The sequence below is a fragment of the Dactylosporangium sp. CA-152071 genome (genome assembly GCF_050936335.1).
Lineage (GTDB): Bacteria > Actinomycetota > Actinomycetes > Mycobacteriales > Micromonosporaceae > Dactylosporangium > Dactylosporangium maewongense.
Genome location: NZ_JBNJMZ010000001.1, coordinates 8,762,827 through 8,778,242 on the forward strand (window position 1 = coordinate 8,762,827; position 15,416 = coordinate 8,778,242).

At 69.1% G+C, this 15,416-nt stretch carries 9 protein-coding genes and 1 pseudogene; 3 read left to right on the forward strand and 7 right to left on the reverse strand.

Features of this window, described 5'->3' with window-relative positions:
- Positions 1-19: 19 nt before the first annotated feature.
- From ACQEVZ_RS39625 to ACQEVZ_RS39635, 3 genes are read right to left on the reverse strand one after another with little or no spacing between them, the layout of a single operon-like run.
- Complete coding sequence (locus tag ACQEVZ_RS39625; RefSeq protein WP_433376252.1) at positions 20-832, reverse strand: ExeA family protein; 813 nt, start codon at positions 830-832, stop codon at positions 20-22.
- On the reverse strand, positions 829-2,217 hold the full coding sequence (locus tag ACQEVZ_RS39630) for a DDE-type integrase/transposase/recombinase (protein WP_433376255.1): 1,389 nt from the start codon (positions 2,215-2,217) through the stop codon (positions 829-831). The genes ACQEVZ_RS39625 and ACQEVZ_RS39630 overlap by 4 nt, the downstream gene beginning before the upstream one ends.
- A 49-nt stretch (positions 2,218-2,266) precedes the next feature.
- Positions 2,267-3,034, reverse strand: a complete 768-nt coding sequence (locus ACQEVZ_RS39635) for a DUF6431 domain-containing protein (RefSeq protein WP_433376258.1) — start codon at positions 3,032-3,034, stop codon at positions 2,267-2,269.
- 192 nt (positions 3,035-3,226) lie between these two features.
- Here ACQEVZ_RS39635 and ACQEVZ_RS39640 point away from each other — a divergent pair, with 192 nt between their 5' ends.
- Both ACQEVZ_RS39640 and ACQEVZ_RS39645 read left to right on the forward strand, forming a co-directional pair.
- Positions 3,227-3,799 carry a group II intron maturase-specific domain-containing protein gene (locus ACQEVZ_RS39640; protein WP_433376261.1) on the forward strand — a complete coding sequence of 191 codons (573 nt, stop codon included), beginning with the start codon at positions 3,227-3,229 and terminating at the stop codon, positions 3,797-3,799.
- 113 nt (positions 3,800-3,912) lie between these two features.
- A pseudogene (locus ACQEVZ_RS39645) lies at positions 3,913-4,788 on the forward strand (transposase); the annotation flags it as partial.
- A 232-nt stretch (positions 4,789-5,020) separates the two neighbouring features.
- On the opposite strand, the gene ACQEVZ_RS39650 reads toward ACQEVZ_RS39645, so the two are convergent.
- The 4 genes from ACQEVZ_RS39650 to ACQEVZ_RS39665 all read right to left on the reverse strand — a co-directional run bounded on the left by ACQEVZ_RS39650 (position 5,021) and on the right by ACQEVZ_RS39665 (position 14,992).
- A complete protein-coding gene (locus tag ACQEVZ_RS39650; protein ID WP_433376264.1) occupies positions 5,021-12,205 on the reverse strand; it encodes a hypothetical protein in 7,185 nt (2,394 codons plus the stop codon).
- A gap of 306 nt (positions 12,206-12,511) precedes the next feature.
- Positions 12,512-13,012, reverse strand: coding sequence for a helix-turn-helix domain-containing protein (locus ACQEVZ_RS39655; RefSeq protein ID WP_433376267.1), 501 nt, complete (start codon positions 13,010-13,012; stop codon positions 12,512-12,514).
- A 54-nt stretch (positions 13,013-13,066) separates the two neighbouring features.
- On the reverse strand, positions 13,067-13,495 hold the full coding sequence (locus ACQEVZ_RS39660) for a hypothetical protein (protein ID WP_433376270.1): 429 nt from the start codon (positions 13,493-13,495) through the stop codon (positions 13,067-13,069).
- 249 nt (positions 13,496-13,744) lie between these two features.
- The gene (locus tag ACQEVZ_RS39665) at positions 13,745-14,992 is read right to left on the reverse strand and encodes an IS256 family transposase (RefSeq protein ID WP_433377262.1); all 1,248 of its coding nucleotides are present in this window, start codon (positions 14,990-14,992) and stop codon (positions 13,745-13,747) included.
- 117 nt (positions 14,993-15,109) lie between these two features.
- Here ACQEVZ_RS39665 and ACQEVZ_RS39670 point away from each other — a divergent pair, with 117 nt between their 5' ends.
- On the forward strand, positions 15,110-15,412 hold the full coding sequence (locus tag ACQEVZ_RS39670; RefSeq protein WP_433376273.1) for a transposase: 303 nt from the start codon (positions 15,110-15,112) through the stop codon (positions 15,410-15,412).
- Positions 15,413-15,416 lie beyond the last annotated feature (4 nt).

Sequence of the window (15,416 nt, forward strand, 5' to 3'; positions counted from 1 at the left end):
CTCGCGGTGCCGGATCGGGCTATTCGGTCATGACTTCGCTGATCGCGGCGCGGGTGGAGGATTCGTCGACGATGGCTTTGCCGTCGGCGAACGCGGCGATGAGGGCTTGGACGGCGAGGTTGTTGACGGCGCGGGGGTAGCCGCGGCTGGATTGGTGGATCGCGGTTGCGGCGTCGTCGGAGAACAAGGGGTCGTCGCGGCCGGCGAGGCGCAGGTGATGGCGGAGGTAGGCGGTGGTTTCCTGGCTGGTCATGCCGGGCATGGCGTAGCGCAGGCCGATGCGCTGGTCGAGGGCGGCCAGGACGCCGAGTTTGATGCGTCGGCGCAGGGTGGGTTGGCCGATGAGGAGGCAGGCGAAGGGTGACCAGCGGTCGAGGTCGTGGTTGGTGAGCATGCGGATGCCTTCGAGTTGGTCGTGGTTGAGGAGGTGGGCTTCGTCGATGACGAGGACGGGGGTGCGGCCGCGTTCGGCGTGTTCGCCGGCAAGGGCTTCGGCGGCTTGGGGGACGAGGATGGCCATGTGTGGGTGCGGGACGCCGCCGAGGGCGGTGACGATGGCGTGGTGGATGCCGCGGGCGCCGATGGTGGGGTTGCCGAGGTAGATGATGGTGTGACGGACCTGGTCGAGGGCGGCGAGGGCGGCGCGGACGGCGACGGTTTTGCCGGCGCCGACTTCGCCGGTGATGACGCCGAGGACGCGTTGTTCGACGCACCAGTTGATCCGGGCGACGGCCTCGGCGTGGGCGGCGTGCCGGTGCAGCATGCCCGGTGCCAGGTCACGACCGAACGGCATCCGGGTGAAGCCGTGGTGTGCTTGCAGACGGTCGATCATCGGGTGGTCTCCTCTCCGGGCGTGCTGGTCGGCGTGCTGGGGCCGGTCCGTTGCCCGGTCAGGGCGGTGTAGTTGACCCGGTCGGCCAGTTCGGCCTGGTGGGTGGCGTCGATGAGCTTGAGGTAACCGATCCCCGACGCCGCTGGTGCCGGGTCGGGGGTTTCGGGTTTGGCCTTGGGGTGGGCGTGTCGGCCAATGCGGTGCGGGATGGCCAGCCCGACCGGCTTGCCCTGCAGCCGGACCTCGATGCTGGTCGGGTCGAACGGGTCGAACACGAGCTCGACCCGCCGGCCGGCCAGGCCGCCATCGACCTGGTAGGTGTTGCCGTGCAGGGAGACGGTGCCGGTCTTGGTAACCGTGCGGGCGGCTTCCCAGAGGAACGCCTCGCGCAGCGCGGCCGGGCTGGGCAGCCGAGGCGGGTCACCGGCCTGCCAGCGGTCCAGGGGTGTCTGCCCGGTCTCCGAATGCGTGCGGCGGTGGTACTCGGTCTCGGCCCAGGCGGTGAACAACCGGTTGAGGCTGACCAGATCCGGCACCAGCAGTTCACTGTCCGGTGTGGACAGTTCGACGAGGAACTGTTCACGCACCCGCCGGAAGAACCGTTCGATCTTCCCACGGCCCTGTGGACGGCCCGGGGTGGAGTGCACCAGCTTGATGCCCAGCTTGGCGCAGGCCCGCAGCAGCCACGCGTCGACGAACGCGCTGCCGTTGTCGACGTAGACCCCGGCGGGCACTCCGCGCGAAGCCAGGGCCGGGCGCAGCGCGGCCGCGAGGCGCACGGTGTCCTCGGCGAACCCGAACCGGTGCCCGACCAGCAGCCGGCTGTGATCGTCGAGGAACGCGAACAGGTAGGTCTTGCGCCCGGCGATGACCGGGCCGTGCAGGGCGTCGCCGACCCACAACTCGTTGGGGTGGCTGGCTTCGAACCGGCCGAACACCACGGTCTGCGGCGCCGGGCCGACCAGTTCGAGCCGGTTGAGATGGCGCAGCACCGTGGACTCCGACGGCGCCCAGCCCAGATGCTTGTGCAGGATTCGGGCCACCTGCGCCGCGGTGCGGCCCGGGTTCTCCCGCTTGAGTGCCGCAGCCATGTCCAGGATCTCGGCCGGAGTGCGCGGGGTCGCCTGCCGGGGACTGGGCACCAGGGCGTCGAACCCGCCCCGCCGCCACGCCGTGATCCACCGGTCCAGGGTCGCCCGGGCCACCCGCACCGGCGTCCCGAACGGCCCCGGATGCTCCCGCTCGGCGAGCTGGCGCACCATCCGCCCGCGCTGGCGGGTGGAATACGCCGGGTCGGCAGCCTCCCGGATCAACTGATAGCGCCACAACGCAATCTGCCGGGCGCGGTCGGCCCGCACCCGGACCTCGTCATCAACGGTCGTCAACAACAGCCTCCTCAACACTCGAAGATCGGCAAATGTTGAGGGTTGCCGGTCACACGGCCGCCGACCAGGGCGAACTCGTGTTGATCCACTCCAGCGGCCGATCCGGTGGCCAGTCCGGCGACAACAACCGGCCACCGGACACCGCGCCGGCGACCTGCCACGCCGTCACCATGCGTAGCGCGAACCGGTCGGCCACCGCCCGCGCCGCGGCCTCGATCGCGGCCACGGCATCGGCGAACACCGTCGCGGCCGGGCCGGGCACCACCGGATCGGCCGCCACGGCCACCAGCAGCCCGGTGAACCAGGCCCGGACCTGCTCAGCCTTGCCCGCGAACCGGCGCAGCCAGCCCCTCACCGTCCCCAACGGGCGATCCACCACCGCAGCGACCGGCCGCGCACCCAGCCCGGACGCCGTCGCGGCCAGGGCCCGACCGACCACGCCGATCTCGTCCGCCCGGCGCACCAGCACACCGACCGGCAACAGCACATGCGTCGCCGCGCAGCCCGAGCAGCGAGTACGCCGCGGCCGCACCAGCCACCGCCGGCCCGCCTCACCCCGGATCAGACGCCGCCTCGCCCACCCCCACCCGGTCAACCGGCCCTGACAACCCGGACAACACAGCCCACCCGCCCCGAGCTGCCGTTCGACCCCAGCCGGGTCGTCGTTTACCGTCATCACCAAGGTGCCTCCGCACCGAAGCGGCCCTCCCGAGCGCCTGGCCAAAGGAACACCGGGAGGGCCGCTGCCTGCAGCAACGTCCTCACGGTGATGACGCGCACGAACAAGCGCAACCCCTCCGGGCTGCACCACAGACATCCTCAAGATCAATGACGGACAAGAGCAAACTCGTCGTCACCTTCGGTGACGGCTAACAAACCTCTAGCCACGACCGGAATCGACCGGGGTTATGCCGACTCAGACGCCAACCACCCACCCGCTGACCAGGGCATCTCAGGCGACGTCGGCATAACCCGGGCTTCGGCATAAGCGGACGACTTCGTCGTTCTCGTGCACGGCACCCGCGCTGATACGGAAGCCATCCGCGAGGACGTCGCTGCAGTGCTGGCACCACTGGGGCTGCGGCTGTCGCCGGCCAAGACCCAGATCGTGCACATGAGCGACGGGTTCGACTTTCTCGGGTTCCACATCCAGTGGCGCCGCAAACGGGGCACGCAGAAGTGGTACGTCTACACGTTCATCGCCAAGCGGCCGATCCGGTCGCTCAAGACGAAGATCCGTGACCAGACCCGACGAACGTCGCAGGTCAACCCAGGGGAAGCATTGCTCAGGATCAACCAGATCCTGAACGGCTGGGCACAGTACTTCAAGCATGCCGTCGCGAAGCACACCTTCCGGCACCTACGACGCTTCGTTTGGTGGCGGGTTATCCGGTGGCTGACCGTGCTGCATCGCTGGAGATGGAAGGAGATCCGCAGACGTTTCACCGACCACACCGGCCGGTGGCTGCCGCTCTCCGCCAACGGGATCACCCTGTTCGACCTCGACGCGATATCGGTCACCCGATACCGCTACCGAGGAGCGATCCCCAACCCCTGGCAATACCGAACCAACAACACCTGACAGCAACAGCCGTGGAGAGCCCGTTGCGTCGAGAGGCGCACGGCGGGTTCGGCGAGCGGCCTGGGGAAACGGACCGGCGGCAACACCGGCACCGCGCCCCAGGCCGACTCGACCTGTTCTGCTTCCTGGACAACACCCGCGAAGCGCTGTCCGGACTGTTACGTGAGGGCCGCGCCGGGTCGAACACGACCGCCGATCACATCACCGTCCTGGACGACGCCCTCACCCAGATCCCCGACCACATGCGGCACGGCACCCCGATCCTGATCCGGTCGGACTCCGCCGGCTGCACCCAAGGGCTCCTCGCCCACATCCGCGACCTCCGCGCCACCGGCGTCGACGCCCGCTTCTCCGTCGGCGTCGCGATCACCGAACCGATCCGCCAAGCCATCCTCACCGCCAAACAGCACCTGCAATGGGTCCCGGCCCTCGACAGCGACGGCGAACCCCGCGACGGCGCCGACATCTGCGAACTGACCGGCCTCGTCCCCGACGACAGCTACCCACCCGGCACCCGGTTCATCGTCCGCCGCGAAGAACCACACCCCGGCGCGCAACTGTCCCTGTTCGACACCGTCGAAGGCCTCCGCCACCAGGTATTCGCCACCGACACCCCACCCGGCAACAGATCCGTGCAGCACCTCGAGGCCCGCCACCGCGGCCACGCCCGCGTCGAAGACCGCATCAGATGCGGCAAGGACACCGGCTTCGGCCGGTTCCCCTCCCGTGTCTTCGCCATCAACCAGGCCTGGCTGCAACTCGCCCTGACCGGGATCGACCTGCTCGCCTGGACCCAGATGCTCCTCCTCAACGGGGCCCTCGCCACCGCCGAACCGAAGAAGCTGCGCTACCGGCTCCTGCACGTCGCCGCACGGATCACCCGCACAGCCCGCAGCACCCGGTTACGAATCGCCGAAACCTGGCCCTGGGCAACAGATCTCGTCACCGCGTTCACCCGACTCAACGGGCTACCACGCCCCACCGGCTGACACCCGCACCCCACCGCGTCGACACCGCACGGAGGAAACCGGCCAACGCGCCGGGACCTCGGCACGCCAGCACACCCCACCGACCCAAACCAAGATCAACAAACCGTCTCAGCCACCACGATCAGCGGTAACGAAAGACCGGGGCTAAGGACAGACCCCACCACCGTCTCTGCGCCAGAGCCGTTTTCACGACAGTCCCCGGCCCGGGGTCAGGTTCGCCCCGCCCGGTCTGTCAACACTCCAGAGTGAGCTTCCGCAACTTGCCGAGCGCATCCCGCTGACCGGGGCTGAACTGCGGCATCCTGGTCAGGTCACCGAGCCGGTCGGCCCACAGCAGCTTGTCGTTCGAGGTCAGATGCCTGATGACGTTCGCCGGGAACCATTCGGTCTTCGGGCGCTCCGTGGTGAGGACCTGATGCAACGTCCGAAGGACCGCGGCGTTGGCCCGGTCGACCGGCCCCTCCGCAGCAGCCAAGCCGAGGTGCGCCAGCAGGTCCGTCACATCCGCCAACTGCTCCGGGACCACCGACAGCGTCGCCTCGACCCGCGCCGCCACATCCGGCGCGGTGAGGAACCGGTACGCGAGGTCGGCCTGATCGAGCCGGGCCAGCCGGACGACCGCGTCGTGCACCCGCGCGTCCTCGACACCACGCGGCGCCCGCTGAACCATCTCAGCCAGCCAGCCCAAAACCGCCTCGGACGTCAGCTGCACGAGATGCTCCGCAAGCATGCTCTGCGACCCTTCCCGATCGCCGCGCGCCCAAGCATCAAGCCACGAAGCAAGCATCGGCGGAGGCGGCGACACCGACACCACCCGCGCTGCCGCATCAGCCAGGACCTGCCCGGTGAGCATCTCCGCGTAATGTTCGGCCCGCACGGACCCCGGGCTGGTCACCGCCCACACGTTACCCAGCCGCAGACCGGACTGCCCCTTGGGCGGCGCAGCCTGATGAACGATCGGCACCCCGAACTGACCACTCACAACACCGAGCGCCGTCGTCAACCGCGACGCGACAACGACCGGCACCTCGCCACGCAACCGCAGCCGCTCCAACAGCACCCTCAGCTTCACCTCCACCGCGTCGTCACCCGCCGGCTCGACAAGGACAAGCCGACGGCCCACGGTGCCGGCCAACCGGTCCACACTCGTCCATAGTGGACTGTTCACCGCTGAAGCCCCAACGACGAGCGCGCCGCCGCCCACCTGGTTCACCAGTTCGGTCACCCCGTCCGGCAGCAGCAGTGGCGGCAGGAACAACTCACCCAACGTGCCGGCCCAGTCCGCGTCGGCGTCGACCGGTTCGGTCCGCCCACCCGGCACGGCATGCCCGCCGGTGGGCAGGAACAACACGTCGGCGGCCGCGCCGCCGGGCAACTCCGCCAACTGCAGGCTGACCGAGTCGACGAGGACGACCGTGCCCTGCTCGTCGAACGCGTACAACACACGCTCGACAGCCCCGCCGGCGGCGTCGAAGCTGCGATACAGCGCGATGCCCGCGTCGCCGGTGCCCGCGAGAACGCGCACCAGGCCACCGAACCCAGGCACCCGCCGGCCGGCCCCATCAAGGAACCGGACGAACCCGCCACTGCCCGGATACCGCCGCAGCAGATCCGCGATCCGCGGCCGCCCCAGCCGCGGAAGTGGACGATCCGGGTCCGGCCCACGGCGCCACTCATCCAGCGCCATCACCCGATCCAATGGATTCGCGCCCGAGCTGGCACCCTGCGGGCGGGGCAGACGCAGCCCGCCACGGCTCAGATACAACTGCCGCTCTATCGGCGTCGCAGTGCCAGAGCTCGCGTGCACCAATCCGGCCTCGGCGACCAGTGGCAGCAGGAAAGAGGGAAGCGCTCCGGCGTCGCCGAGCACAGCCGCGGCATATGCCGCCCGCAACGGCACCGACAGCGCGACAACATCGACACCGTCGCCGGCCGTCGCTGCGCGCAGCGTCTCAAGCTGCCCGTCGGTGACGTCACCGATGTGCGGCAGCAGGCGCAGCACATCGGTCCACGGCGCCCGCCGCCGCGGCGGGCCGAACCGCGCGGCCACCTCCTCGACCGCCTTGTGCCAGCCGTCCGGGCTACGCTCGGTCAGCCAGCCCACCTCGTTGTCGGTCAGCTCCAGATCTTCACGCACGCTACGGCCGAGCCGCGCGAAGAGGCCGATGATCGCCGTCTTGTGCGATGCGGGGGGCTGCTCGACGTCGACGGTCGTCATCTGCGGCGGCCCGAAGGCGTCACTGGCCTCTCGCGGCTCGATGATCGCCCTCAGCGCCGGCCAGTCGGCGATGTTCCACAGTTCAGCCGGGCTGGCACCGGTGAGCAGGACCGCGGCGTGGAGCCACGCCCGGGACACGCCCAGCAAGCGGGTCAGTTTGGTGACGTCATCCTTCGACCAGCCGGCGAGTCGGACGAGCCGGCCCGTCAGCACCTGGATCCGCGCCGCCTCCGAAGCCGGGACGCCAGTCACACCGAGAACAGAAGCCTGCCAGGCATCGACCACCGCACGGGCAGCCTCCAGGTCACCGGCCCACGTCGCCGTCAGGCCCGCATCGACGAACGCTTGCCCAACCTCCAGCCGGGAGGCACCGAGAGCATCCGCCCACTCCCGCAGCGGGTCCGGCCACGACAGATCGGTCCGTGGGTCGACAACGGTGACATCGGCGGTGGGCTGGGGACCCCGCGACGGTAGGAACAGTACCTCGACATCACCCTCGACGGGCAGGACCGCCGGCAACAACGTCAACGGGTCAAGGAACAGAACCTCACCGAACGGACCACGGAAAGCGTTGAACACGCCCGTCTCGGTCTCGGTCCCCGCGCTCACGCGATATAGCACAATGCCACGGGCATCCGCCGTCGTCGCCAGATGCCCGACAACCCCATCGAAAGCCCGCGCTGTGTCAGTCACGGAGCCGCCGAACCGAATAAAACCGCCGTCAGGATACGCCGCCAGCAGAGCATCGATGAAAATGCCCTCAGTGTCGTCCAGATACGGCCGGAACGACCTGGCATCGGCAGAGCCGGCACCATTTCCGTTCAAGAAATAGGGGGTTAGGCGCTCGCCGGCACTGTCCATCACCGCGACGACGCGGTCGACGCCGAGAGCCCGCGACAGCCGGGCCGAGTCGGGGGCAGGCGCGCGCCCCGCCCAGTGCTCACGGCGCTGATCACCGAAGAACTCGATGGCGCGCGACAGGTACCACGCCACCTCGACGTGCGTTGCCCGACTCTCCACGCCTGCCGCGTGAACCACCCGCGCGGTCTGGCCGTCGGACAAGCCCGGAACAGGCCAAGGCTCGCCGAGCCATTCGGCGAACTCGGCCATCAGCCGGGTGGCGGCCTCGGCCTTGGCTGACCCGGACGCCAACATCAACTGAGTGGCGGCGGTCCGGAGTTGCGGGTTCAGTGCCCGGAGGTCGTTTGCAGAGTGATCGCGTATCCGCTCGCGCAGATGATTGAACCAATCGCGGCGGCTCTGGTGCGGTGGCAGTGGGAGCAGCGGGAACGCGAAGAACAGTGCCAGATGAATCGCAATAAGCGATTCGCGCAAGATTTCCTCGATATGGATTTCCCAGTTGTCCGATGACGTGCTACTGGCGGTCGATCGGCTGTCCGACCGATGGCTCCGGTACTGCGGAGCTTCGGCGGCCGGTCGACGGCGGGCAGCGGCCGCCATCTCGCGGACGGCCGGCCACCATCCGGCGGGTCCGTGGCGGACGTACAGCGGTTGGGCCTCCTCAGGGCTCAGCTCTGGCCAATGCCCCAGGTCGGCCGCGAGTGCGAGTTCCGCCCTGAGCCGAGTCCGCCTGTGGAGGTCGGATGCACTCGTGCCGGAGCGGAGCAATGCGCCGAGCAGCCACACTGTCGACACGCGGAAGTGCCAGGAGAGCGTGGTGAGCGGTGTGCTCTGCGGCGGCACCGGGATCACCGCTGCCATGAGTTCCCAACCGGCGCGGATGTCGATCGGCCCGGCCCGCTCGAGCTCGCGGAACGCCTCGACGTCCTGGCCGAGGGTCGTCGCGATCCAGCTGTCGACGATGTCGCGCAGCTCCTCGTCGGTGCCGTCCCACTGCACGGTCATGTCGGTGTCGTGCAAGGCGGTCATCAGCAGTCCGCGGTCTGGTCGCACGTCCGTCCACCGGTCGAACCACGTCACCCACTCGGCGATCTGGTCCGCCAGCGGCCGGTCCTTGTCGTACACCGCCACGACCGGGGTCAGGTCGCGCGGGTCGGCGTCGAAGGCGACCGCCATCTGGAACAGCTCGCTACGCCGGATGTTCGACCGTTCGGCGATCCGGTGCAGGTCGTCGGGCATGCGCCCGACGCGGACCGCGAACCGCCACACCTCGACAGGGTCGGTCCCCTCACCGATCACGGCGGCGACCGCCTCGACGGCCTGGGGCGACAGCCACACGAACCGGTGCAGGTCGCGGGTGACCTCCTCCGGCGATTGACCCAGCCGCGGCGCCCATTCCACAGCCCAATGCGAGATGAGCCCCGACCGCGCGATGGCGACGGCAGTCGATAGCCGGTCGGCGTCACGCGCCTCGCGCACCGCACGGCTCACCACGTCGCGCTCGTTATCGGTGAGGGGCGGTAGGGCATCCAGGAGCAGCTTCAGTACCCTGTCGCCGTCCGGTCCCGCGGGGTGCAGGTGCCGATCCCCGCGCAGCTCGTCGGCCAGGGCCCGCGCCGCGCCGTACCGATCGCCGGCTGGCTGCGGACCGTTCAGGCGGTGGCCTAGCCCGTGCCAGCCGCGCAGCGTGTCCGGGTCGACGCCCAGGGCCGCGGCCACCGCGAGCAACTGCAGCGGGTCGACCTCGAGCCGCCGGGCGGCACGGGCCAGACCGGTGAACGGCAGACCCGCACGGACGCTCGCAGCGGCCAGCCAATACGGGCTGACGCCACTCGCATGGGCCGCCCGAACCACCTCACCCGGCGTGCGCGTAAACCCATCAGCGGCCCACAACACCGGATCGAGATACCGCCGGCCGAGCCGCTCCCGATAGCCACGAGCCACCTCGACGTCCACACCGAGGATCACCGCCGCCCATGCGTCGAGGTCGTTGATTGTGGTGCGGCCGAGGTCGGTGCTGGTGCGGCGGGTGTCACGCAGGAACGCCAGGGCGATGCGGTCGGAGACGCCGAGCAGCGCTGTCCACTCGTCGACGTCGGCGCGGACATCGGCGACGACGAGCCGGGCGGACCGCGAGCGGCCGGCGAGGATCGGCTCCAACGCCCACGGATCGAGATCGAGGTCGAACGCCAGGTTCCACAACGCTTCGGCGCTCACCCCAAGCCGCTCGGCGACCTCGTCGAGGTCCACCGGCAGATCATCAGCGGCAAGCGCGGCCTGACGCACGACCTGCGGGGCCACCCGCAAACGACGGGCCAGACGCAACCCCTCATGGTGCACCAGCCACGGCCGGACATCCTCGTCATCATCGATGTCACCCGGCCGGACGTGGAACTCGGCAGCCAGCCACTCCTGCCGCAACCGCACCAGCTCAGACGAACCCGCGGCGAGGCCGTCAAGGTCCCGCCCCTGCCCGGCCAGCCAGTCCACAAACGGCGCCACCTCCTCAACAGCCAGACCCAGCACAGACGCCCGCCGCACCACATCCATCAACCGCACCCCAAACACCTGCTCCGGCGGATGCGCAGCCGACCACACCGGATCCTCCCGCAACATGAGCGCCGTCACCCGGGCAGCACCAGCCGGCCCCACAACCGAATACGGCGGCAACGCCGGCGCTCCCAACAGACCAAGCAGACCAGAATCCGCCAGCAGAACAGCCGGGTCCACCCCAAGCCGCGCCGCAAGCAGCGTCACCCGCCCATCCCGGTCGGCGGTCACCAGCTCCACCGGCACCCGCCCAAACCGCAGACTCAACGCGGACACAACAGCTCCACTGACACCCGTCACACCAGCCACAGCCTCAATACCAGCCCGATCCAAACCAGCCGCGTCGACCTCCTGCTCGATCAAGTTCACCACCGACACAACCGACCCCTCCTCAAAACCGGCATCACCACCGAGAAGAAGCCCAACCCACTGCGCAACCAACCCCCCAACATCCCCCGACGCCACATCACCAAGCGGAACACCCAAATCGGCAAGCATCCCCCGAAGCCACCGATACCCCAGACCCACAGACCCGGCCAACCGGTCCAACTCCCGCTCCCAACCCCCAGCCAACCCATCAAGCGACAGCACAGCCCCCAACCCAGCACCAGCACCCGGCAGCAACACCGCCAAATGCAACGGATGAAGACCAGCCTCCTTCACCAACGCCATCAACCGGCCAACCGGAATCCCGTGCTGCTCGGCGAGTGCCGGCACCTCGAACGGCAGCCGCCCAAGGGTGAGCGTGACCGGGTACACGTCGAAGTTTGCCTGCCACTCGGAGGCCCACTCGTGGGCGCGTTGGTACAACTCGGCCACGCTCGTACCGGCCGCCCGGAGCCGCGCTTCGGCGGCATCGGGATCCAGCCCGAATAGTCGCGCTGCACTGTCGGCGTGTTCGTCCCGCCCGGTCGCCCGGCCAGGAGCGGCCTCGACCGGCACGACGGGCGCTGTGTGCTCGGACTGCCGTGATGCGGCGGCTGGCCCAACGGTGTCGGGCAGTTCGGTAACCCGTGACGGCGGCCGCGCACCCAGCCACTCAACCCGCAGCCGCGCCACAACCCGCCGCGGAAGAACACGACGGGCCTCCTCCAGCCGATCCAGCACCACATCCGGCACCGTCCCACCACCCGACTCCCCCAGCAACACCAGCGGCCGCGGCGCCGCCCCGCCCCGCCCCACCTCCCCAGCGACACGCTGCTCCACCCCGGCCACCACCCCGGCCACAACACCATCCGTGACACCATCCGGCCGAACCCACAAACCCCACTCGAAAACCTGCACAACCCAGCCGTGGCCCAGACCATACGTGCCAGCCTCAGACCCCGGGACCACCCCGAACCGCGCCCCGATCCGCCCAGCCACCGCCTCAGCCGTATTCACACCCTCATCCACAGCATCCACCGGCCACACCCGCACCCGATCCGCGAACACCCGCGGCACCGACCCGAACCCATCCCGGAACTCGAACACCCCACCCACAAACCCATCAACCGACCCCAAACCCACCTCAACCGGCCGAGCCAACATATCCGCCGCCGACACCACAACCCCCGCCACCGGCGACGGATCAACCAAAACAGCATCGACATAACTCACAGCAAAAATCGACGGCGGAACACCCCGCAGAAACCGGAACAGCAACGGCCCCCGCAACTGCGCCTCTTCCGCCACAATGATACGAACCTCATCAGTCTGCGCAGCACTCAACGCATACCGCTGCGCCCGCACAACCTCCCCCTCAGACACCGACACCGGCAGCAGCAACGCACCCGACGGCGTCGGCACCGACCCCATATCCGGACACGCAACCGGCGGATGACCCGGCACACCAACCTCCCACAACAAGAAACACCGACACCAACCCCAAACGCTACGACCCCACCACCCAACCCAACGAGTCCACCTTCCAGCCCACCCAGTCGCACAAAACAGGTACCCACCAGCACAAACGTAACCCACCCGAAACACACCAGACGACAGACCGACACCTGGGCGCGGCTGGGATCTCGACCGGCGGTGCCAGCCACACACGACCAGGATGCGGGGAGACGGACGGCGCGGCCGCCCGGTTCACTGGCCGGGCACCGGTCGTTACGCGTGCCAGGGCCGGTCGGCTTCGAACCGGCCGAACACCTCCGTCTGCGCGGGGCCCGACGGTGCGGGGGCGTACAACTCGAGACGTTCGAAATGCCGCTGCAGGGTCCGTTCCGACGGCGACCACCCTGTCGAGGCGCGCAGGATCCGGGCGATCTGGGTCGCGGTCCGGGCCAGGTTCTCCCGTTTCAGGCCGGCGGCCATGTCCAGGACCTCGGCCGGGGTCCGCGGGCGGACCTGCGCCGGTTGCGGGACCAGCCCGGCGAACCCGTCGCGGCGCCACCACCGGCACCACCGGTCGATGGTCGGCCTCGACACGGTGATCTTCTCCCCGAACGGGCCGTCGTGTTCCCGATCGGCGATCACAGTGGCCAACACGCCGCGTTCCCGGCTCGTCAGACGCACGTCGATGACGTCCTGGATCAGCCGATACCGGAACAAGGCAACCTGCCGGGCCCGTTCAGCCCGCACCCGCACCTGGTCATCAAAGACAGTCAATGCACTCCCCTCACCCGCAAGGCCATGGGACCTGCGCGTGAGGGTCCTCGATCACTAAACCCCTGCCCAGAGGCGGTTCGTGTTGATCAACTGTCCGCCGTCGGCGGGTGCGAGCAACCCGCCATGGGACACCGCCGCCGCCAACCGCCACGGCGACACGGTGAGCGCCAGCCCCGGCCACCCCGCCGCCACCGCGGCCGTCGCCGCCAGCACCGCCGCAACCGCGTCAGCGAACCCGGACCCCGCCGCCAGTGGCGGCGCCGTGCCAGCATCAACATCCACGGCCAGGGCCGTAAACCCGGCCCGGACCGACTCGGCGCGCCCGACGAACCGGCGCAGCCACCCCCGAACCGTCGCCGCCGGCCGGTCCAGCAGCACCGCGATCCGCCGATGCCCCAACCCGGCAGCCCCCGCTACCAGCCCAGCACCGATCACCTCGGCGACATCCGCACGCCGGGACAACCCGATCACCGGCAGCAGCACCTGCGTGCGGCCACAACCAGCGCACCACGCCCGCCGCGGACGCACCCGCACCGACCCCGCCACCCCACGCAGCACCCGCCACCGGGCACAACCAGTCAGAACACCACCACAGAACGGGCAGACCAGGGGAGTTGCCCCCTGATCTTGGACACTTGAACCTGGGATCGTGAGGTCCTGGGAGATCAGGAGGGTCTGTCAAATTAACGGTGGAAGTGTTGTTCAGGTTTGGGTTTCGGTAGTCGGGGTTGTCTATGTGCGGGGGTTGGAGAGGCGTCCGTCGAAGGTGATCTCGAAGGCGTTGAGAGCCGCCTTCCAGCGGTTGGACCAGCGTTGCCGGCCGCGGCCGGTGGGGTCCAGGGACATGACGGTGAGGTAGAGGATCTTCATCGCGGCCAGCTCGTTGGGGAAGTGGCCACGGGCGTTGACCGCGCGGCGGAACCGGGCGTTGAGACTCTCGATGGCGTTGGTGGTGCAGATGATCGACCGGATGTCGGTGTGGAAGGCCAGGAACGGCACCATCTCCGCCCAGGCGTTGGTCCACAACCGGACGATCGCCGGGTACTTCTGTTCCCAGGCGGCGGCGAACTCGGCGAACCGGTCCAGGGCGGCCTGCTCCGACGGCGCGGTGTAGACCGGCTTGAGCGCGGCGGCGATCGCGGTCCAGTCCTTGCGAGAGGCGTATTTGAACGAGTTTCGCAGTAGGTGCACGATGCACGTCTGGACCACCGTGCGGGGCCAGACGGTGGCGACCGCGTCGGGCAGGCCCTTCAGCCCGTCGCAGACGACGATGCACACGTCCTGGGTGCCGCGGTTGCGGATCTCGGTCAACACGCGGAGCCAGAACTTGGCGCCCTCACCGTCACCGTGCTCCCCGGCCCACATGCCCAGGATGTCGCGGTGCCCGTCCGCGGTCACGGCGAGGGCGACGTAGATCGGCCGGTTCGCGACCTGCCCATCACGGATCTTGACCTGAATGGCGTCGATGAACACCACCGGATACACCCGATCGAGGGGCCGGGACTGCCATTCACCCATCGAGTCCAGGACCCGGTCGGTGATCGTGGAGATCGTCTCCTTCGACACCTCCGCGCCGTACACCTCGGCCAGATGCGCCGACACCTCCCCGGTGGTGAGCCCTTTCGCGGTCAACGAGAGGACCAGATCGTCCACACCGGACAGCCGGCGCTGCCGCTTCCGCGCGATCTGCGGCGTGAACGACCCGTCCCGGTCCCGTGGCACGTCGAGCTCGACCGGTCCGGCCTCGGTCAGCACGGTCTTGACCCGCCGACCGTTGCGGGCGTTACCAGAGGACGTGCGGCCCGCACGCACGTGCTTCCCCGAGCCGAGATGCGAGTCCATCTCGCCCTCCAACGCGGCTTCCAGAACCCGCTTCGTCAGCTGCTGCAACAGACCACCCTCACCGACCAGGCTCACACCCTGCGCCCGGGCCTGCCCCGCCAACCGTGCGATCAGGTCATCGTCGACCAACCCGGCCAACCCCACGTCATCGGCCAGCGGCTGCACATTCGCGTCTGCGGTCATCGTCATCTCGGTGTCCTCTTTGTCTGAGTTACACCGTTAAATTTACAGTCCCGATCAGGAGTCCTGAGCGCCATGGTGAACAAGCACTACCCGCCCGAGTTCAAGGCCGATGCGGTGGCGTTGTACCGGTCGAGGCCGGGCGTGACGATCGCGCAGATCGCCGATGACCTGGGCGTCAACCGTGAGACGCTGCGCAGTTGGGTGCGGCTCGATGAGCAGCGGCGAGGTGAGGCCGGCGGTCCAGCGGCGGCGGCGAAGCTGCAGCCTGCCGGCACGGTCGAGGAGGAGAACGCCGAACTGCGTCGGCGGGTCCGTGAGCTGGAGGAAGAACGCGACATCCTGCGCAAGGCCGCCCGGTATTTCGCCGCTGTGTGATTGG

Bases quoted from the DNA above. Each gene is read 5' to 3' on its own strand.
- ACQEVZ_RS39670 (WP_433376273.1), top strand. From the start codon at position 15,110: ATGGTGAACAAGCACTACCCGCCCGAGTTCAAGGCCGATGCGGTGGCG.
- ACQEVZ_RS39635 (WP_433376258.1), bottom strand. From the start codon at position 3,034: ATGTCTGTGGTGCAGCCCGGAGGGGTTGCGCTTGTTCGTGCGCGTCAT.
- ACQEVZ_RS39625 (WP_433376252.1), bottom strand. From the start codon at position 832: ATGATCGACCGTCTGCAAGCACACCACGGCTTCACCCGGATGCCGTTC.